Source organism: Paracrocinitomix mangrovi, assembly GCF_019740355.2.
Lineage (GTDB): Bacteria > Bacteroidota > Bacteroidia > Flavobacteriales_D > Crocinitomicaceae > Paracrocinitomix > Paracrocinitomix mangrovi.
Map to the genome: position 1 here is coordinate 2,714,625 of NZ_CP091819.1, position 20,963 is coordinate 2,735,587.

Genomic DNA, 20,963 nt, shown 5'->3' on the forward strand with positions numbered 1-20,963 from the left:
TAGTAAATCCGTAATTTTAGCCTTGTTAAATAGGCGATATGGAGCAGTATTTGGATTTATTAAGACACATTAAAGAAAAAGGTGTAGAAAAAGGCGACCGCACAGGTACCGGTACTAAAAGTGTTTTTGGATATCAAATGAGGTTTGACCTTAACGAGGGATTTCCAATGGTTACCACTAAAAAACTACACCTTAAATCAATTATTTATGAATTGCTTTGGTTCATTAAAGGAGACACCAATATTAAATATTTGAACGATAATGGTGTAAGAATATGGAACGAATGGGCAAATGAAAATGGAGATTTAGGACCAGTTTATGGTGCTCAATGGAGAAACTGGAATGGAGAAGGAATAGACCAATTATCTCAAGTAATTGAACAAATCAAAAAAAATCCAAATAGTAGAAGATTAATGGTTTCTGCTTGGAATCCTTCGGTAATGCCAGATACTTCAGTTTCTTTTGAAGAAAATGTTGCCAACGGTAAAGCAGCACTACCTCCATGTCATGCTTTTTTCCAATTTTATGTAGCGGACGGAAAATTGTCTTGTCAATTATATCAAAGAAGTGCAGACGTATTTCTAGGAGTACCTTTTAACATTGCTAGTTATGCTTTATTGACAATGATGGTAGCCCAGGTTTGTGGTTTAGAAGCCGGAGATTTTGTGCATACTTTTGGAGATGTTCATCTATACAGTAATCATTACGAACAAGTAAATTTACAATTATCAAGAGATCCTAAACCATTACCAGTCATGAAAATGAATCCTGAAATCAAGAGCATTTTTGATTTTACGTTTGAAGATTTTGAATTGGTTAATTACGAACCACATCCACATATCAAAGGCATAGTAGCCGTTTAATAACTACAGAAAGATGATTAAAATGATTGTTGCAATAGCGGCCAATAATGTAATTGGTAAAGACAATGATCTCATCTGGCATTTGCCGGCTGACATGCGTTTTTTTACTGAAAGCACTTCAGGACATATTGTAATAATGGGTAGAAAAAATTGGAATTCAATTCCGGATAAATACCGCCCTCTTTCAAATAGACTAAACATTGTTGTTTCACGTGATCCAAATTTTACAGATGAAGGGTGTGAAGCATTTACTTCAATTGAAGAAGCGATTGAAAAATATAAAAATGATGAGCGCGATATCTTCATCATTGGTGGTGGTCAGATATACAAATATTCCTTGGATAATGAGTTAGCTGAAGAACTGTTAATTACGCGCATAGATCATTCCTTTGAAGGAGACACTTATTTTCCTGAAATTGACGAAAACAAATGGAATAAAAGTCTTCTTTTTGAACATCAAATAGACGAAAAAAATAAGTATCCTTTCACAGTTTGGAAATACAGTAAAAACTGATTTTGAATTGTAACAAATGAAACTTTGTATTGCAGAGAAACCTAGTGTAGCAAAAGAAATTGCCTCAATAATTGGTGCTAACACCAAAAAGGATGGCTATTTTGAAGGAAATGGCTATTGGGTATCCTGGACATTTGGACATTTGTGTACCTTAAAGGAACCTCACGATTACACCTCAATATGGAAATGGTGGAATTTGGCCACTCTTCCAATGATACCATCAAGATTTAGTATCAAAGTGATGGAAGATCAAGGCGTCCAAAAGCAGTTTAGGACGATTAAAACACTGGTTGAAAAATGTGATGAAGTTATAAACTGTGGTGATGCCGGCCAGGAGGGAGAACTGATTCAGCAATGGGTGTTATTAAAAGCCAAAAACGACAAACCGGTTAAGCGTCTGTGGATATCCTCTTTAACTGAAGAAGCAATACAAGAAGGTTTTGAAAATTTACGTGACGGTAAAGATTTTTTGAACCTTTATGCTGCAGGCAGTTCTAGGGCTATTGGTGATTGGCTACTTGGTATGAATGCCACTAGACTTTATACACTGAAATTTGGTCAGGAAAGACAGGTGCTTTCAATTGGAAGAGTTCAAACACCAACATTGGCCATGATTGTTGAACGACAATTAGAAATTGACAATTTCAAATCAGAAAAATACTGGGAATTAAAAACAGTTTATAGAGAAGTACTTTTTAGCGCCACACTAGGCAGATTAAAGTCTGAAGAAAAAGGTAAATCTGCTATAGAATATGTTAAGGATAAAGAGTTTGAAGTAAAATCATACGAACAAAAAGAGGGTAAAGAACAGCCTCCTAGATTATTTGACCTTACCTCATTGCAAGTTGAAGCCAATAATAAATTTGCTTTTTCAGCTGATTTAACTTTAAAATTAGTTCAAAGTTTGTATGAAAAGAAATTAGTAACCTATCCAAGAGTAGATACTACCTATTTATCAGAAGACATTTACCCAAAAGTGCCTAAAATACTACAGGGTTTAACTTATTTTTCAAAGCTAACTGAACCACTTTTAGGAAAAGAAATAAGGAAATCAAAAAAGGTATTTGACGATAAAAAAATTACTGATCACCATGCAATTATACCAACAGGAATTACACCTTCAGGTATAACTGCAGACGAACAGAAAATCTATAATACCATAGCCAAAAGATTTATTTCAGTCTTTTATCCAGATTGTACTGTATCAAATACAACTGTGCTGGGAATGGTTGAAAAAGTAGAATTTAAGGCTACTGGAAAACAAATTATTGAAGCCGGTTGGAGAGAGGTTTATACTACGGATAATAACAAAGGCAATAATGAAGAAAACATCATGCCTGAATTTGTAGAAGGTGAAAAAGGACCTCATGAACCTGAAATACAAGAAAAAGAAACCCGTCCACCGAAATATTACACCGAAGCAACCTTGCTGAGGGCCATGGAAACAGCTGGTAAAAATGTGGATGATGAAGAACTTAGAGATGCCATGAAAGAAAATGGCATTGGCCGACCATCTACCCGAGCAAACATTATTGAAACACTTTTCAGAAGACGGTACATTGAAAAGAAAAAGAAAAACATACATGCTACTGTTACAGGCATAGAACTGATCAAAACCATTAAATCAGATTTATTAAAATCACCGGAACTAACCGGGCAATGGGAATTTAAATTGCGTCAAATTGAAAAGGGAGAATACCAGGTTGATGAGTTTAAAAAGGAGCTAATAGAAATGGTTGTGGATATTACTAATCACGTGAAACTGGCAGAAGACAAAGTAATACCATTGGCCAAACCTAAAAAACCAAAAAAGGAATCTACCTCCATTGATGAAATGCAATGTCCAAAATGCAAAGAAGGTACATTGGTAAAGGGCAAATCAGCTTATGGATGCTCAGCTTATAAAGAAGGATGTAGCTTTGTAGTTCCATTCACTATAATGGGTAAAAAACTCACCAGTAAACAACTTGCAGACTTATTATCAAAGAGCAAAACCGGCTCAATAAAAGGATTTCAAATTCCCGGAAGTGAAGAAAAGAAAAACGGTAAGTTGATTTTTACATCTGATTTTAACATTGAACTAGAAGAATAATGAAGTCTTTAAAGCCATATATTATCGCTTTAGGCCTATTTCTTATCCTTAACCATACATATTCTCAAGAAAACCATAAAATTGACTCTACAAGCCTTAAAAAGATAACTTTCTTTCCTAAAGAGTATGGCGACAAAAAATGGAAAATCTTGTTGGGTTTAGATGCCAGAAGATCTTTTTTCCATGGTCATAAAATTAAACTGGCAGGCTTAAAAATTGGAGCTGAATACAAAGGTGTTCACAGATTTGGTCTAGGTTTCTATTGGATAAATAAACCCTTAATCATAGACGATTTCCCCGTTACTAAGTTAGACGCAGCTGATAGTACACATGTTAGATTCAAGCTTGGCTATTCATCATTCTATTATGAAAGAGTTTTTATCAAGACCAGATATTGGGAAGTGTCTTTTCCGGTTCATCTAGGTGGAGGAAGAATTGAAGCTACATATCTGGATTCAATAGGAGCCTATCCTTTACTATATGAACGGCCTTTTTCTTGTTTAACTCTTGCCACACAAACCAAGTTCTATCCAATCAAATGGTTCTATTTAAAAATCTCTGGAGGATACAGACAAACATTCAACACAGAAGTTGAAGTAAAAAAAGCATTTAATAGACCATTTTACAGTTTTGGATGTGGAATAAGTATTTCAGAATTATACAGAGCAATTTTTCCTAAAAAAGAAAAAGCTACAAAAACTGAAAATCCTGAAATGGAAATAAGGTAATAAATCGTAATCAATTACGTGCTAAAACGTAAATTTTTGCCATATTTTATGATATATCCAGTATTTATTTGATTTCCAACACTTTAAGCCCTATAATGTGTCTTGAAAAAACACCCTCTCTAATCAACGATCTCGGTTTTTTTGACCCGTATCATTCCCAAATTACAAAAAGCGCTTAGAGCGCTTTAAAATTAGTTTTGCAACCTAAAAAACATAAATAACAGGAGAAAAGAACATAATTTCCAACAAGTATAGTCATCTGATCAATTAATACATCCATTTTAAAAAACAGATCATTACAATACCACAAAAAAATTGATATTAAAAAATTCAAGTAAGAAAAACTAGAACTTTAAAACATAACAGTCAAAAACCAACTTGACATAAAAAAGTTCTATCCAAATTTTTAGCCAATTCTAATTATAACAAACCAGCCTTTGTATTATTAACATACAAAATAATATCATTCAGATCTAGCATGTTTTAAAACATTCTAGAAAATTTGACTTATATAAATAACACAACAATTTATATACAACATTTAGAATAATTAGCAGAAAATGGAAATACACTATCCAACATACTCATAAAATCTTTATACGGACAAAATTCCAACCATACACTAAGACAAGAAATTACCTAATAGAACTATAACAATACAATAGCAGAATCATCCTCTATATTGAGGACAAATACTAAAATAAAAACAATCCATATTGTCTATGAGTGCTATATTCTATCTCCCCAAATAAACCAATAAAACAGAAACATCAGAAGGTGAGACACCAGAAATTCTGCTTGCTTGTCCAATTGTAGTAGGTTTAATCTTAGTCAATTTCTCAACAGCTTCTGCAGACAAAGATGATAAGGAATCATAATCTGTATGTTCCGGAATTTTAACTTCCTCAAGACGATTTAACTTTAATGCATTATCCTGTTCACGTGAAATATAACCTTCATATTTAATTTGAATTTCTGCCTGCATTAATGCGTCCAAATTACCCTCATCAACTTTAGATAGTTTTTTGTCCAAGTTTTCAGATGCCATTCTTAAATCACTTAAAGCAATATGAGGTCGCATTAAAAATGTATTCGCCTTATTCTTTTGTTTGATTAAAGCAGAATTCTTTTCTTCTAACAAAGGATTAATTTCTTCAGGCGATAAACTGGTTTTATTTAAAACATCCTTTATTTTATTTGTGATAGATATTTTATTTCTCACATCCTCCAACTGTTCATCTGATGCCAAACCAATTTGATGAGATTTTTCTGTCAACCTTAAATCAGCATTATCTTGCCTCAATAAAATTCTGAATTCTGCTCTTGAAGTAAACATACGATAAGGCTCTTTTGTCCCCTTGGTAATTAAATCATCAATCAAAACTCCGATATATGCATCAGAACGTGAAAGCACAAAAGGATCTTTACCAGCCAACTTTAAATGAGCATTAATTCCAGCCATCAATCCTTGAGAAGCTGCTTCCTCATATCCTGTAGTTCCATTTATCTGACCAGCAAAAAACAGATTCTCTATTAACTTTGTTTCCAAAGAATGTTTTAACTGTGTTGGTGGAAAATAATCGTACTCTATAGCATAACCCGGTCTAAACATTTTTACATTTTCAAAACCAGGTATTGTTTTAAGGGCTGCATATTGAACTTCCTCTGGTAATGATGTGGAAAATCCATTTACATAAACTTCAACCGTATTCCATCCTTCGGGCTCAACAAATATTTGATGTCTATTCCTTTCCGCAAATCGATTTATTTTATCCTCAATAGAAGGACAATATCTTGGACCCACACTTTTAATCGCACCATTAAACATAGGTGAACGATCAAAGCCTGATCTTAAAATTTCGTGAGTCAAATCATTTGTATAGGTGATATAACAACTTCTTTGTTTTTCCAAAGCAGATGTTTCACGTGAAAAAGAAAACTTGCTTGGGTTTTCATCACCTGGCTGTTCTTCCATTTTTGAATAATCCAACGACCTTCCATCTACTCTTGGAGGAGTTCCTGTTTTCATTCTTCCAGTTTCAAAACCTAAATCCACCAATTGCTCCGTTATTCCATAACTAGCTCCTTCACCAGATCTACCTCCTTTAAAATTCTTTTCACCCAAATGAATCAATCCATTTAAAAATGTTCCATTCGTCAAAACAACAGCATCCGAAAAAATTTCCACACCCATTGTTGTTTTAACTCCTTTTAATTTTCCATCCTCCACAATCAAACCATTGACCATGTCCTGCCAAAAATCAACATTCTCTGTTCTCTCTAACAACAATCTCCATTCTTCGGCAAATTTCATTCTGTCATTTTGAGTTCTTGGAGACCACATAGCAGGTCCCTTTGACAGATTCAACATTTTGAATTGAATCGCAGACTTGTCAGTGACCATGCCCGACCCTCCACCCAAGGCGTCTATCTCTCGTACAATTTGACCTTTTGCTACACCACCCATAGCAGGGTTACACGACATCTGGGCTATGTTTTGCAAGTTCATTGTAACCAACAAAACAGAAGAGCCCATTTTAGCCGCAGAAAAAGCAGCCTCACATCCGGCGTGACCACCACCAACAACAATCACATCATATTTTCGCAACATCATTCAATATTCTTTTTAATGTTTCACATGAAACATTTTAATAAAACTAAAAACTGTTTCACGTGAAACTATCTAAGAGATAAACACAATTCTTCTTGCTTTCTCATCTCAACCTCATCTTCATTGCTTTTATCATTAAACCCTCCTAAATGTAGAAGACCATGAACAACAACTCTGCAAAGTTCGTCATGAAAAGAACCATTTCCAAATTCTTTTGCATTATCTTTTACTCTGTCCAAAGAAATGAACATATCGCCTGACAAACTAGATTCCTCGTTGTAATTAAAAGTGATTATGTCAGTATAATAATCGTGATCTAAATGCTCCTTATTTATATAAAGCAAATAATCGTCTGTAACAAAAACATAATTTATATCTCCCAAATGCCATTGATAAAAATCAACAACTTTGGATATCCATAAATTAAAAAATTCCGGATCAAAGTCCGGAATTTCAACATCTATAAAATTGTATTCAATATTATCCATTCACTGTAAACGAAATATTAACCTTTGAACCATTAGATTCAAACTCCACCTCATCCGACAAATTCTTCATAAGAAAAATACCTCTTCCATCCGGCTTTTCAATATTCTCCGGAGCAGTTGGATCGGGTAAATTATTAAAGTCAAAACCATCTCCTTCGTCCTCAACAGAAAACACTACATTACCGCCGTTCTCCTCAGCAAAAACTTTCACCAATTTTGATTCTACATTTTTGTTGCCATGAATTATAGCATTATTGACGGCCTCTGTTACAGCTATAAGAATATTACCATAGTAGTCTTCATTCAACTTCAAATCTTCACAAACTTTGTCAATTAAAGATTCTACTTCAGGTATATTATTTAAATCCGACCCAATTTCAATACTGTGCATCCACCTAGTTATTTACAGAGTTAAAATATTCATTTACTAATGTCTTATAATAGACTTGAAGCCCTAAAGGAAGGGAGCGCATAAACTCCACTTCGGCGTTCTTCTTTCTATTATACTCTGTAAATTTTATTTGGTTACCTTCTTCCAAATTTTTTCCTTCGTTTGACTCTCTTTCCTCACTATAACCTCTTTCTCGCATAGCTTTCTCACTTTCCAACAATCTAGTTAAAATATCTTCTTGACGCTTTACATAATCTGACCCAACGTTTCCATTTAACAAGTCATCCTCTAATTTGTCAATGTCCTTAATCATATCATTTAAGGTATTTCCGAATCCCGAACCATCCTTATTTAATTCTTCCTTTAACTGTTTAAGAGCTTCTCTAATTTGAGCCTGTTGCGCAGCCATTTTAACTTGTTCTTTGGTAGATAATCCAGGAATACTTCCTCCCATACCTTGTCCCATTCCTTCTCCATCTTTACTTTGACCTTCCTTACCACCAGGATTTTTTCCGCCTTTCATTTTCCCTATCTGCTCCTTCATGGCGTCCTTCATTTGCTGCATATTCATTTGCGACTTACTGCCCTTACCCATACCCATTCCACCAGGTTTATCACAAGACCCAGAACCAGGCATATTCATTTGTTGTTGCATTTGTTGCTGCATTTGATCTAAAACTTCACTTAACATTAATGCTAAATCATTATAATCAGTCATTGCATATTGCTGATATTGCAACAGTCTATTCGTTTCTCTATCCTCTGAAAGTTTTAATGATTTATCTAAATTGTAATTAAGCTCAGACAATTCATCAGTAATATATGTACTCAATTGATGCACTCTTTTACTTAAGGCCGTAAGTGAATCACGTACAATATCTGTTGCTTTATCGATAGCCAACTGATCTCTATTTAATTGAAGATAATACGGGTCAGAAGTTTGTGTCACTCGATATTCATCCATCAAATCTTCCTGGTCATGAGACAATGCCACTACATTTTCTAACAAATATCTTAAGGCATCCATATCCTCAGCTTGTTGTTGCTGCGAAGCCTGCATTTGCATAGAAGAAACATCATCCTTCATTTGCTTCATCATCTCAGAAGCCTTTTGTTGATTCTTTTGAGCCTTACTATTCTTTTGATTATCTAGATTCTCCTTAGCGTCATCCATTTCTTGCTCAATGGCATCCTCCATCTCCTGATCAAAATCCAAATCTCTAGGATTTTCTAACTCTTCATTCTTCTCTTTAATCTCCTCAATATCTTTCTTTATTTCATCAAACTTTTCATTTAACTCCTCCTGTTTTTTGCTCAGCTCTTCACTAGACATTTCTTCGTTCTTGGTTTGTTCTTCTAGCTTTTCTTGTTGCTGTCTAAGATCCTCCAACTGCTCTTCCAAATTCTCTAATTTTTGATCTAACTCCATATTTTTGAAAAGCTCCAACGTACGATCCATTTTCTCCTCCATGTTCTCACTCTCCATTTCCATCTCCTCTAAATTCTCAAGAAGTTTATTTTTATTTAATTCCTCCATCAATTCTTCCAGCTCTTTGAAAAGTTCTTTCATTTCATCATCCATCAACTCTTCCATTAGCTTTTGAAGCATTTCTTGCTTCTCTAAAAACTCTTCATCTGGTTCAAAGAAATTTTCATTCTCATTTTTATTCTTATCAAAATCCGTCTTCAACTTATCTACCTTCTTCTCCAAATCTTTTTGCAAGTCAAGGAGATTCTGTAAACTTTGTCTATCCTTCCAATCAGTAGACTCCTTATTCAAAAGATCACTTTTCATATTTTTAATCTTTTGCTTTAATTCTAAAGATTGCTTTAGAGCATCACTCATTTCATTCTTCAACTCTTGATTTTTATCAGACAAAGCATTATCAAGCTCATCCATCTCAGGAACATTGTAAACTTTTTTACCTGTTGAACTAGACTTGAATCCATTAATTTCATCATTATCAGTGACAGTGAAAGAATACTCAATTCTCTCTCCTGGCTTCAATTTAAAAAGAGACAAATCCACATAATAAGAGAACAACTGTGTAGTAGATTTACTATTAAATTTTAAAGGTTTTACAACACTATAAGAAGTATCCTTTCCAACCACACTTAATTTAACAGCAAGAGATCTAAAACCATAATCATCAGAAATCTTTCCTTCTACGAACCTCTTCATTTCATTAGTAGAATCAATTATTTCTTCAACACTAATAGTAGGATACTTATCCTTAACAATATTTACAGCATAACTTAAACTATCCGCAGCTTTCACTTCCTGCGAACTCAACACTAAATCGTAAGATTCAGAATCAAAAAACTTCTTTTGAAAAGCATAACCATTAGCTATGGATCCATTTAAAGTGAAGGAAGTGTCTTTAAACAAAACATCTAAACTTTCTAAGTTCCTAGCAGAAACCCTCCATTTTAACATAGTCCCTTCAGGAACGGTTATGTCACCAGAATTTTGAAACGATTCGCTCTTTTTACCTGTATGTTTAGGATAGATTGCATCTATAGTTAATTCCTCTAATATAGGTTTAGCCAATGATTCCACTCTGAACTTATCAGATTCAAATCCATTTGCTTCACAATGAAAAACTAAATCCTCACTAAGATTATTAAATGTATACTCAAACAATACATTAGATTTTTTAACCAAATTGTAATTGCCAAGATTAGAGTAAATTTTAACCTCATCCGGTAATTCCTCACCCTTCAGTTTTACCCGGAGCGTATAGTCTTCTCCTTCTTTAATAGATTCATCACTATTCAAAATAAACTCAAAAGGAGCTGGTTCTACATACTCTTTATCAAAATTGACAATGCGTTCTGAACCATCAGTAAATATATTTGGGTTCAAAAAACCTATTAAAAGGATACCGAAAAATATAGGTAACAAAAACCTAAGGTATTTTTTATTCTCACTTAAATCAATTGCTGTACTGAACGGAACAACAGATAATTGCGCAGACTTTTGTTCAATACTGGCCTGCACCAATTCAATATTCAAAGATGTATCTTCCTTATTTTCATATAAATGAAGTGTATTTAATACTTTATCACCTACCTCAGGGAATATAGAGCCTATCATTAAAGAAGCTTGTTTTAGTGATAGATGTCTTCCAACTTTATTCAGTTTTAAAACAGGTATCAACAAGAACCTAAACAATAAAACAAGGTTAATTCCAACAAAGGCAATCAATAAAGACAACCTTGTAGTAGAGCCAAATCTTCCAAAATACTCTAAAGTTGTTACTAAACCATAGGTAACCAATAGAACAGACAAGAACAATATCCCGCCCTTAACCATCTCATTTTTATAATATTTAGAGATGAATTTTTCAATTTGCGATATGAGATTATCAAACTGTCCCAACTAATGAAATTTACTGTAACCTACTAAGATACGATAATATAAGCTATACTACAATTATCATGCAACTTAGTTCATTTATAACGAACAAAACTTACAAGTAGTTTATTCATTTAACATTTCTTGTATTTAACTTATCTTTGTCCCCTGTTTTATAGACAATCAACCAGCATAAACGTAAAAAGATGTCAGAAAAAGTAAGAGTTAGATTTGCACCTAGTCCAACCGGACCTCTACATATGGGAGGCGTGCGTACTGCTTTATATAATTATCTATTCGCCAAAAAACATGGAGGAGACTTTATTTTGAGAATTGAAGATACGGATGAAAAAAGATTCGTTGAAGGTGCTCAACAATATATCATTGACTCATTAAAATGGTGTGGAATTGAACCCAATGAAGGTGCCGGATATGGTGGAGAATTTGGTCCTTACATTCAATCAGAAAGAAAAGACATCTACAAGCCTTATGCAGAACAATTAGTAGAAAGCGGACATGCATATATTGCTTTTGACACACCAGAAGAGCTTGAAAATATGCGTGAACAAGCCAAGAAAATGGGATTACCAAATTGGCAATACAACGGTATTACCAGATCTTCCATGAAAAACTCACTTTCTCTTTCAAAAGAAGAGGTTGAGAAAAGACTGGCTGCAGGCGAACCATATTCTATAAGAATGAAGATGCCAAGAAATCAAGACATCAAATTTGAAGACATCATTCGTGGTTGGGTAACTGTAAACACCAATAATCTTGATGATAAAATTTTGTACAAACCATCAGGTATGCCAACTTATCATTTAGCTAACATTGTTGATGACCACACCATGAAAATAACCCATGTTATTAGAGGTGAAGAATGGTTGCCATCAGCTCCATTACATGTATTACTATATGATGCCTTTGGTTGGGATCGTCCACAATTTGCGCATTTACCTTTAATTTTAAGACCTGATGGAAATGGAAAATTGAGCAAAAGGGATGGTGATAGATTAGGGTTTCCGGTATTTCCATTAAACTGGACAACAGCAGAAGGAGAAATTTACAGTGGATACAAAGAGTCGGGATATTTTCCGGAAGCCTTTATCAATATGTTGAGTTTATTAGGATGGAATCCAGGTAACAACGAAGAAATATTCAGCCTTGAAGAAATGGTTGACAAGTTTAGTCTAGAAAGAGTTGGAAAGTCCGGAGCAAGATTTGATCCTGATAAAACAAAATGGTTTAACCAGCAATATTTAAGATCAACAGATGATCAATCATTATCTATAATGGTAAAACCGCACATCACCGGTACGTACTCAGATGAATACATAGCAGCTGTTTGCGGGCTAATGAAAGAACGAGCGACATTTATCCAGGACATTGTAAAGGAAGGAGATTACTTTTTTACTGAAATCAGTTCATATGATGAAAAAACAGTTCAAAAGAAATGGAAAGAAGATACTCCTGAAATCATGCAAGACTTAATAGCCGCATTTGAAGGAATTACAGATTGGAATACCGCTAACATTGAGGCAATATTTAGCCAATATTTAGAAAAAAATGAATATGGTTTTGGAAAAGTAGGTCCGGGATTTAGATTATTGGTAACAGGTAAAGGCATGGGGCCCTCTATGTTTGACATTTGTGCTGTATTAGGAAAAGAAGTTGTTCTTAAAAGAATGAGAGAAGGATTAGATAAAGTAAATGCACTTAAAACTACAGCTTAATGATAAACATTGTTGAAGTTACTGAAATTGAAGTGTATGCGTATCACGGATGCATGGAAGAAGAATCTAGACTTGGAGGTAAATATCTAGTAGATGTGGCTATTGAAACTGATTTTTCAAAATCCGCAGCAACAGATCATTTAATTGATACCATTGATTATGTAGTTATAAGACGCATTGTAATGGAAGAAATGACCATACGTTCTAAGCTAATAGAACATGTAGGTTACAGGATTTTGAAACGTTTTCAAAACGAACTTGGAAATGTAATCAAATCTAGAATTAAAGTTCGCAAACTAAGTCCGCCTATTGAAGGCACTGTAAAAGAAGTTGCAATAATAATAGAAGGATAAATATCCAACAAAGAGAATTTAATTATCATATTTTATTTATCTTTGTTGCCCTTCGAAAAGATGGTCTCGTGGCCGAGCGGCTAGGCAGTGGTCTGCAAAACCATCTACAGCGGTTCGAATCCGCTCGAGACCTCTAAAACCTTGGTGAAATTCATCAAGGTTTTTTTATTCCCCTCTATTTCATACTTTTAAAGCAATGGAAAACTTCTTACACGCATATTTTGGATGGAGATTTGTGTTTGTATTTGCATATGTACTTCTATTTATATGGGCTATAGCAGCATCATTATACGCTAGAATAAAAAACAAAAAACAGAAAAAAGAAAAGTTTCAATTCTATAACAAATGGTGGTACTGGACAATAACCTTACTCCTAGTACTGCACATACTTTGGATCCAAATAATTAATCCTTCTTATTTTGGATACGGAACCCCAGATTATTTCAGCTTAATTGAATCACGCAAAGATCATTTAATACTTTATGATTATAAATACACTGAATATACAGATGAGGATGGTAATCTAGAAAGCAGTGTTCCTAACTTAAGATTACACGTGATTGACAGAAATAAACATGAACGCGTTTACTGGGATTTAATAGGAGACAATTACAACCCTATTATATATGGCAATAACGTAATACTGGAAGAAAAATCAGACAGTAAAATAAAGAGCATAAGCATATTTGATGTCAAGAAACAAAAGACACTACTATTAGCCAAACTTCAAGACACAATTCCTATCGGAGAAAATGAAGTAGAGATATATGAAATTACCTATGACTATTTATCCTACAAAATACAAACTTCCGTAGGAGATTTATATTCTTTGAACAAGCACAATCTTAAATTCGAATGGTACGACAGTCAAAACTATAGATACCCAAATGATGATTCCCACTTCTTATTAAGAAGTTCAATGAATACCAGTGATAAGCAAGATCTATATCTAGATGATCAACTCACCCCTTATGAATACTTAAAAGGCGAAATTGTCAATGAACATAGTTTACACGATACTGATTATGCACTAATTCATTTCCAGCAAGATTTGGATAAAACAAATCCGTCCCTTAGTCTTGTCAACGAATATGGCCAAGAACTTTGGGTTAAAACTTTAAAGGATTTTAGAAAAGATGGTGACGCTTCTGGCTTAAAATACATACACCGTACTTTACTTTCAGACAGTTGTTGCTTTGTTACTTCCAATGAACATATCTACGAATACGACCTTAGAACAGGCAAACTAAATTGGCACATATCACTTTAACAGAACTTAAAGGATTAACTTTCGTATAACTTAAAGTCAGTATATTAGCGACAAGTAGGGGGATTCATGATGAGCTTTTACAAATTTTGGCTACGCATCATCAACAGCAAACACATATTGCTGCTTGTGGTATTTATTGCCTTATTTAAGCCTGCTTTCTCAGAAAATATAGATTCTTTACGCTTGGCCTACGACTATTCAGAAGATGCTTATAAGAGAATCAATATCCAAATAGAAATAGCCAAAGAGTATTATCACCGTAAATCATATGATACCTCCATTTTTGAATTTACAAAAGCAATCAGCTTAATTCCGAATGATAGTGCTTCGCTCAAAGCCAAAACCCTTGAAAAATTGTCCAAGGTATATCGCAAAAAAGAAGATATGCCTAACGCCATTAGAACCCAAAAAGCTGCTAAAGACTTTTACATTCAAGCAGGAGAAGGACCAGAAACTATTGCCTGGCAATACGCTTCTATTGGAAGAGGTTTTTACTCCGAAGCCTCTTATGATTCAGCCATGGTTTATTACATGAAGTCAAAGGAAATATTTGAAAAAAACGAAATACATGATGAATCTTACGGTAACCTATTGCACTTTATAGGATCTGTTTTTAAAAGACAAGGAGACGATCAAAAAGCTTGCGAGTATTACAATGAGGAAGTTGAGTTTGGTAAAAAATATGGCTACAAACACATTGAAGCGGAAGGCTTGTATTTAGGCGGAATCTGCATTGAAGATACCAGAGATGCACTCAACAACTACTTTAAATGTTTAACCATTTATCAAGAGGTAGAAAGTGAAAAAATGATGGGTTTGATGTACACGCTAATAGCCGGCGCATATGCCAATTTGGATCTAAACGACAGTGCTATTTATTATCAAGAAAAATGGTTAAAAATATGCGAAGATGGAGGTGAAATAAGTCACTTAGCATCCGCACATAGCACATTAGCCGAACTATTAATAAGAGATAATCGATTAAACGAAGCAGAAAAGCACCTGGCCCAAGCTTTAGAAATTGCGAAGGTCGCAGGAGTTAAAGCATACATTAGATTTAAAGATATATATGCGACTTACTTTAATTTAAGCTTAGCTAAAAAGGATTATAAGAATGCCGTTGACTACCAATCTTTGTGGTATTCTTACAGGGATTCTGCTCGAAATCAAGAACATCAAGATGCCATTTTAGAAATGGATAAAATTTACAATCAGGAGAAACAAGAAGCAGAACATCAAAAGGAATTAGCACTAAAGGAAAAACAGTCAATGCTTGATAAACAAGAAATTGAAAATCAATCTCAAATGAACAAGATTTTAATGGCTGCATCAATCCTTGTTTTAGCATTGGGGATATTTGTATTTATCAAATACCGTGAATCTCAAAAACAGAAAAAAATCATACACCATCAGAAACAAGCAATGGAATTTCAAAAAGAACTTGTTGAAGCAAAAAACAAGGATATTATGGATTCTATGGTTTATGCCAGCTCTATTCAAAAAGCCATTAACACCAGTGAAGATTATATCTCCACCATGTTCAAAGACGTATTTGTGTTTTATCAACCAAGAGATATAGTTTCTGGAGATTTTTATTGGGGATATCAAACAGAGGATGGTAAAAAACTAATTGCTGTAGGAGACTGCACAGGACATGGAGTACCGGGTGCAATGATGAGTATGTTAGGTAACGCATTTCTAAACGAAATAGTAGTTGAAGGTAAACTATATGAACCTGCCGCTATTTTGGATAAATTAAGAAATCAAGTAAAAAAAGCCCTTCAAACTGAGTCTCGCAGAGACGGGATGGATATGGCATTCTGTTGTATTGAAAATAACAAACTTTATTTTGCAGGGGCCAACCTTCCTCTATACGTTCTAAGAAAAGGAACATTAATTGAAATAAAAGGAAACAAACAACCTGTTGGTTATCAACCTTTAAAAGAAACACCATTTACCCAAGAAGAATTTGAATTACAAGCAGAAGATCAAATTTATCTCTTCTCTGATGGATATGCTGATCAATTTGGAGGGCCAAAGGGTAAAAAATACAAATACAAAACCTTTAGGGAAAAGCTAGCAGATATAAGCTCTATGAGTTTCTCACAGCAAAGAAAGGTAATCAGTGAAGAATTTGAAGTTTGGAAAGGAGATTTAGAACAACTGGATGATGTTTGTGTTTTGGGTATCAAGGTTTAATTTGTATTTTGCAAATACCCATGAAGAAGTTACTAATCTTATCTAGCCTGTTTCTGGCAATTAATTCTATTGCCCAAGAAAAAAACCGCATCAATTATGATCAATGGATAATGATTGAAAAAGGCACTTACACCAGAATGATGACCACTGCAGATTCTTTATTGGTTGAATATGAAAGTCAACCTTTTGAAGTAGAAGAAGCTCCATCAAAATGCTGCACTAATGGTTTGTTGGTGATTAAAAACCTTTATAAAGCTGCCATGAGTGAACAAAAGGGTGATGAAGATGCCAAAGCGGGTTATGACAAAGTAAGCAATTTGATTAAAGACGAAAAGCTGTTAGAAGGCGATAGCAGCACACAAGAACTACTTAAAAGAGGAAACGAGTATCAATCAACAGGAAACTATAAAAAAGCCCTAATATTTTATGAAAAGGCTTTAGAGAAAGATCCTGCATCAAAAAGCATCAAAAAAACCATTAAGCAAACAAAAAAGAAACTAAAGAAATACAAACAAGCTTAAAGTGTTTTGAAAAAACCTTCAATACCTCTTCCTTCATCATAATCTTTGGACCAGGCCATTATTTCATCCTCTGTATAAGCTAATGCGCCTTTTTCAATTAAAAATCTAATTGCCCTCATTTCTCTAAAAGAAATCTTACCATCTATCATGATACCAAATATGTAAAGCTTTTCTATCGCATCCCGAGTGTGAGCAGATAATTGCGGTATTTCTTCTAAAAAGTCTTCATTGTATTCGGGTTCTTCTTGAATTTCAATTTCAAACTTATTTAATAAGGTTAGGCTCAATAAAAAATGGTTATAGTGAAATGACCTTTTTGACTCAGAAATAAGCTGCAAACTGTCATAAATATGCTTTCTAAACTCCTGATTGTCCTTATTTTCTTCGTACAAAATGTCTACAACTCTTTTAATTAAAGGTGGTGCCATCACTCTAATTTTAGACTCTTTTATAACCTTTGATGATCCCCACATGTTCCAAAATGCATACACCGGAATACCAGCCATATCAAGCACAAATCTTAGGGCATATCTTCCTAAAATCTTCTTGACAAAAATTCTAAATAGAATATTACTTGCTGTAGCTTTTAATCTTAACAAAAACTGAAAAATAACAACCCCTGTCTTAGATAAACCCTCATAAGGATTGATCCCAATTTCTTCTAATTGCTTTTGTTTTTTCTCCAACCCTACAGCAATAAGTGCATTTAAATTGTGCTGATAATTTTCATCTGCAGGATTTGGATGACCGCATACATTAGAGATAGCGCCAACTGCTTTGATATTGATATAAGTTAAATACCAAATCTCTATCATTACCAATACAATACTATAAATCATGAATTCAACTTCAATAGGAACTTCCCCACTGTAAATAGGATTATCCGGTATTGTAAAAGTTCGAACTGGGAAAAGTGATTCACCAAAGTAATGATATGGTAAGTACAAAAGTAAAACCCCTAAAGTTCCGGCAATTGCCGCTTTAATAAGCGTATTTACTTTTATTGATTTCAATTGCGCCTGCTCTTCTTCATTTAAAATGAAAAGATCATCACCATCTTGAAACTGATTGATTTTTTTTAGTTCTTTTTCAGCTATTCGCGTCCAGAAACTCTTTTTATCGTTTTTCTTATCGGCCATTACTTAAGTAGATAGACCAAATATATTCAAGAAATAAATAAGTGCATCAAAAACCTACACTTGCTCTAAAAATGCTATTCTTTTTTCAATAGGAGGATGGGTAGCAAAAAGTCCTGTAAACCCAGAAAGGGCGGCACCTTGTTCTTTAGGATTGTTTTCAATAAACATTCCTTTTACGTCATCACTGCGAACATCATCAACCGTCGAATGGCCAGATATTTTTCTAAGTGCAGAAGCCAAAGCATCAGGACGTCTGGTCATTTCGGCAGCAGCTGCATCAGCCATGTATTCTCTTTTACGAGACAATCCAAATCTGAACAATATGGTAAGGAAATAAGCAATTGCACTAACCAACAATATGATTAACACTAAACGTCCATCTTGTTTGTTGTTATTGCTCCTTCTATGTCCTCCATAAAGAACAGATCTAAAAGCAACTTGCACAACAAAAGCCAGAATACCAACAAAAATGACAGAAATAACTAGCAACTTAACGTCCTTGTTTTTGATGTGTGCCAACTCATGGGCAATCACTCCCTCAAGTTCTGCATCATTTAGTTTATTAATGATACCTCTTGTAAGTGTAACACTATAGGTTTTTTCATTCAAACCACTGGCAAAAGCATTTAATGCATCACTTTCAATGATAAACACTTTTGGCATTGACATTCCTTGTGACATACATAGGTTTTCAACCAGGTTGTAAACACGCATGTTTTCTTTTCTTTCTAATGGACGGGAATGAACCGCGAATTGAATCATTTTTGAATGAAAGGTGTATGCGATTAAAAACCACAAACCAACCGCTCCAATAATGAAAGGAAGAGATACTAAGAATTTCTCCTGAACATATCCATCCCATTGTCCTTCATTAATTAAAAAGAAAACCAACCAAACAGAAGCGATAATAACTGTTGGAAAACCAATTAACATCAATGCAGATTTGGTGTTATTACTCCTAATCTGGCTATCTAAACCTACGTAAGCTGCCACTGGAAATATTTATTTAGAATTCAACTTTAGGAGCTTCGTCTAATTCTTCTCTTTTAACAACTCCAAGATCAAAAAACGGTTCTTCACTAATCTTAGCCATTCTAGCTACGATATTACTTGGGAAGGTTTTTGTTTTTACGTTCAACGCTTTGGTTGCTGAGTTAAAGAATCTTCTTACAGCTGACAATTTATTCTCAATATCAGACATTTCATTTTGAAGTTGTAAGAAATTGGTATTTGATTTCAAATCAGGATAAGCTTCCATTTGCATTGAAAACTGCGACATAGCACCCGCTAAAGCCGCTTCAGCAGCAATCTTTTCATTTACCGTTCCAGCAGACATAGCTCTGGCTCTGGCTTGAGTAACTTGCGTTAAAACTTTCTCTTCTTGTTGAGCATACCCTTTAACAGTAGCCACCAATTGAGGAATTAAATCGTGTCTTTGTTTAAGTTGTACATCAATATCAGCAAAAGCTTGCTCTCTATTTGTCTCCAAACGCTGAAGTGTGTTGTACAATGAAACGAACCATAATATTAAGATTAATACAACGGCTCCAATAACTATTCCTGCTATCATTTTTTTTTAATTAGGTTTTATTTGGATTAAATATACAAAAATATCAATCCGCGTGTTGATTTAAGGACGATTGAAAGGATTGAATATTTTATTGATGAGCTATTTACTGAACAATTATTCTGAAATTCTCGTCAGCAATTTTGATCATATAAGTTCCGGCAGCAACATGTGATGGAACATTATAGATAATTTGATTGTTGTTTACAACGTCAAATGACTCAGTAGCAACAACTTTACCATCTGCACTGTATATATTTAAATCTATTACATTGTTGAATGATTCAGGTAAATAAATAACAATTGAACCTCCTTGAATAACCGGATTCGGGTACAAAGAAATTTCATTGATATTTTCGTCCTGAACTGATACAATTGGAGAATAAGAAAAATCACCATTGAAATCAGTTTGTTTTAATCTGTAATAGGACACTCCATATAGCGGTAAATTATCCGTATCTGAATAATGAATCGTATATGAAGAATTACCAGCACCATCAACATTATATAATGCTTCCCAACTAATTCCGTCTGCGCTTCTCTCCACTGTAAAATAATCATTGTCAATTTCAGATTTTGTCACCCAATGCAGATCGACGACCCGTTCATTACTTCGCATGTCAGCAGTAAAAGATACCAATTCAATAGGCAATTGCGAAGGAGGGCAACCACCATCACATAGTAAAATAGGACCTGCTAAATCACCACTAGAAGCATTCCAGTATTGAGTAGAACACATCTCTACATAAGTAGAAGATCCCCCACCTGAACCAACTCCCATTGATCCGCCAGGAAATACCATAATATCAGAATTACATGGCAATTTTAATTTTTTACCATTTTGAAATTCAATTCTTCCATACAAGAAGATTATCATTGAATCAGGACAAGCATTTAAGTCGATTGTACTTGTAACATCAATCTGAATACTAGCTGGAATAATGATAGTATCAAAACAACCCGGAACACCATTAGACCAAAGAGCAGGTTCATTCCAGTCTCCAGAAGACAAAGCAGTTGTACTGGTAGCCTTCGCATTCAGCAAACTTATGAGTAAGAATGTTAATAATAGTAGCCTTTTCATCCTTTTGGTAACAGGTATGGTTAAAACTTATTACGCTAATTTAAAACAAAAG

The 20,963-nt window shown here is 34.2% G+C and carries 17 protein-coding genes and 1 tRNA gene; 10 read left to right on the forward strand and 8 right to left on the reverse strand.

The genetic code is table 11. From position 1 onward, the window contains the following. Nucleotides 1-38 precede the first annotated feature (38 nt). The 4 genes from K6119_RS12445 to K6119_RS12460 are packed head-to-tail and all read left to right on the forward strand — an operon-like array spanning nt 39 to nt 4,197. Nucleotides 39-863 (forward strand): thymidylate synthase, encoded by an 825-nt coding sequence (locus tag K6119_RS12445; protein WP_221832165.1) that lies wholly within the window; start codon nt 39-41, stop codon nt 861-863. Between the two features lie 13 nt (nt 864-876). Then, the gene (locus tag K6119_RS12450) at nt 877-1,377 is read left to right on the forward strand and encodes a dihydrofolate reductase (RefSeq protein ID WP_221832167.1); all 501 of its coding nucleotides are present in this window, start codon (nt 877-879) and stop codon (nt 1,375-1,377) included. A 16-nt stretch (nt 1,378-1,393) separates the two neighbouring features. Then, nucleotides 1,394-3,469, forward strand: a complete 2,076-nt coding sequence (locus tag K6119_RS12455; RefSeq protein ID WP_221832168.1) for a type IA DNA topoisomerase — start codon at nt 1,394-1,396, stop codon at nt 3,467-3,469. Continuing rightward, the gene (locus K6119_RS12460) at nt 3,469-4,197 is read left to right on the forward strand and encodes a hypothetical protein (protein ID WP_221832170.1); all 729 of its coding nucleotides are present in this window, start codon (nt 3,469-3,471) and stop codon (nt 4,195-4,197) included. Before K6119_RS12455 ends, K6119_RS12460 begins: the two co-directional genes overlap by 1 nt. 736 nt (nt 4,198-4,933) lie before the next feature. Here K6119_RS12460 and mnmG read toward each other — a convergent pair. The 4 genes from mnmG to K6119_RS12480 form a co-directional block, all read right to left on the reverse strand. Further along, nucleotides 4,934-6,811 carry a tRNA uridine-5-carboxymethylaminomethyl(34) synthesis enzyme MnmG gene (gene mnmG, locus K6119_RS12465; protein WP_221832172.1) on the reverse strand — a complete coding sequence of 626 codons (1,878 nt, stop codon included), beginning with the start codon at nt 6,809-6,811 and terminating at the stop codon, nt 4,934-4,936. 65 nt (nt 6,812-6,876) lie between these two features. Beyond that, complete coding sequence (ybeY, locus tag K6119_RS12470) at nt 6,877-7,296, reverse strand: rRNA maturation RNase YbeY (protein WP_221832174.1); 420 nt, start codon at nt 7,294-7,296, stop codon at nt 6,877-6,879. Further along, on the reverse strand, nt 7,289-7,687 hold the full coding sequence (locus K6119_RS12475) for an ATP-binding protein (protein ID WP_221832176.1): 399 nt from the start codon (nt 7,685-7,687) through the stop codon (nt 7,289-7,291). The genes ybeY and K6119_RS12475 overlap by 8 nt, the downstream gene beginning before the upstream one ends. A gap of 4 nt (nt 7,688-7,691) precedes the next feature. Further along, nucleotides 7,692-11,069, reverse strand: a complete 3,378-nt coding sequence (locus tag K6119_RS12480; RefSeq protein WP_221832178.1) for a DUF4175 family protein — start codon at nt 11,067-11,069, stop codon at nt 7,692-7,694. A gap of 182 nt (nt 11,070-11,251) precedes the next feature. On the opposite strand from K6119_RS12480, the gene gltX reads away from it, so the two are divergent. The 6 genes from gltX (at nt 11,252) to K6119_RS12510 (ending at nt 17,121) form a co-directional block, all read left to right on the forward strand. Continuing rightward, complete coding sequence (gene gltX, locus K6119_RS12485; RefSeq protein ID WP_221832180.1) at nt 11,252-12,778, forward strand: glutamate--tRNA ligase; 1,527 nt, start codon at nt 11,252-11,254, stop codon at nt 12,776-12,778. After that, on the forward strand, nt 12,778-13,131 hold the full coding sequence (gene folB, locus K6119_RS12490; protein WP_336246096.1) for a dihydroneopterin aldolase: 354 nt from the start codon (nt 12,778-12,780) through the stop codon (nt 13,129-13,131). The genes gltX and folB overlap by 1 nt, the downstream gene beginning before the upstream one ends. Nucleotides 13,132-13,193: 62 nt before the next feature. Further along, nucleotides 13,194-13,264 (forward strand) — tRNA-Cys (locus K6119_RS12495). A gap of 63 nt (nt 13,265-13,327) precedes the next feature. Next, nucleotides 13,328-14,401 carry a hypothetical protein gene (locus K6119_RS12500; protein WP_221832182.1) on the forward strand — a complete coding sequence of 358 codons (1,074 nt, stop codon included), beginning with the start codon at nt 13,328-13,330 and terminating at the stop codon, nt 14,399-14,401. Nucleotides 14,402-14,467: 66 nt separating this feature from the next. Next, entirely contained in the window at nt 14,468-16,600 is a 2,133-nt protein-coding gene (locus K6119_RS12505) for a SpoIIE family protein phosphatase (protein WP_221832184.1), read from the forward strand. Between the two features lie 20 nt (nt 16,601-16,620). Continuing rightward, the gene (locus K6119_RS12510; RefSeq protein ID WP_221832187.1) at nt 16,621-17,121 is read left to right on the forward strand and encodes a tetratricopeptide repeat protein; all 501 of its coding nucleotides are present in this window, start codon (nt 16,621-16,623) and stop codon (nt 17,119-17,121) included. Here the strand turns inward: K6119_RS12510 and K6119_RS12515 are convergent. From K6119_RS12515 to K6119_RS12530, 4 genes are all read right to left on the reverse strand, one after another. Continuing rightward, entirely contained in the window at nt 17,118-18,260 is a 1,143-nt protein-coding gene (locus K6119_RS12515; protein WP_221832189.1) for an LBF_2804 family protein, read from the reverse strand. The genes K6119_RS12510 and K6119_RS12515 overlap by 4 nt on opposite strands. A 54-nt stretch (nt 18,261-18,314) precedes the next feature. Continuing rightward, a complete protein-coding gene (locus K6119_RS12520; protein ID WP_221833685.1) occupies nt 18,315-19,193 on the reverse strand; it encodes a M48 family metallopeptidase in 879 nt (292 codons plus the stop codon). Nucleotides 19,194-19,266: 73 nt separating this feature from the next. After that, entirely contained in the window at nt 19,267-19,830 is a 564-nt protein-coding gene (locus tag K6119_RS12525; protein WP_221832191.1) for a LemA family protein, read from the reverse strand. A 103-nt stretch (nt 19,831-19,933) separates the two neighbouring features. Beyond that, nucleotides 19,934-20,911, reverse strand: a complete 978-nt coding sequence (locus K6119_RS12530) for a T9SS type A sorting domain-containing protein (protein WP_221832193.1) — start codon at nt 20,909-20,911, stop codon at nt 19,934-19,936. Between the last annotated feature and the right edge of the window lie 52 nt (nt 20,912-20,963).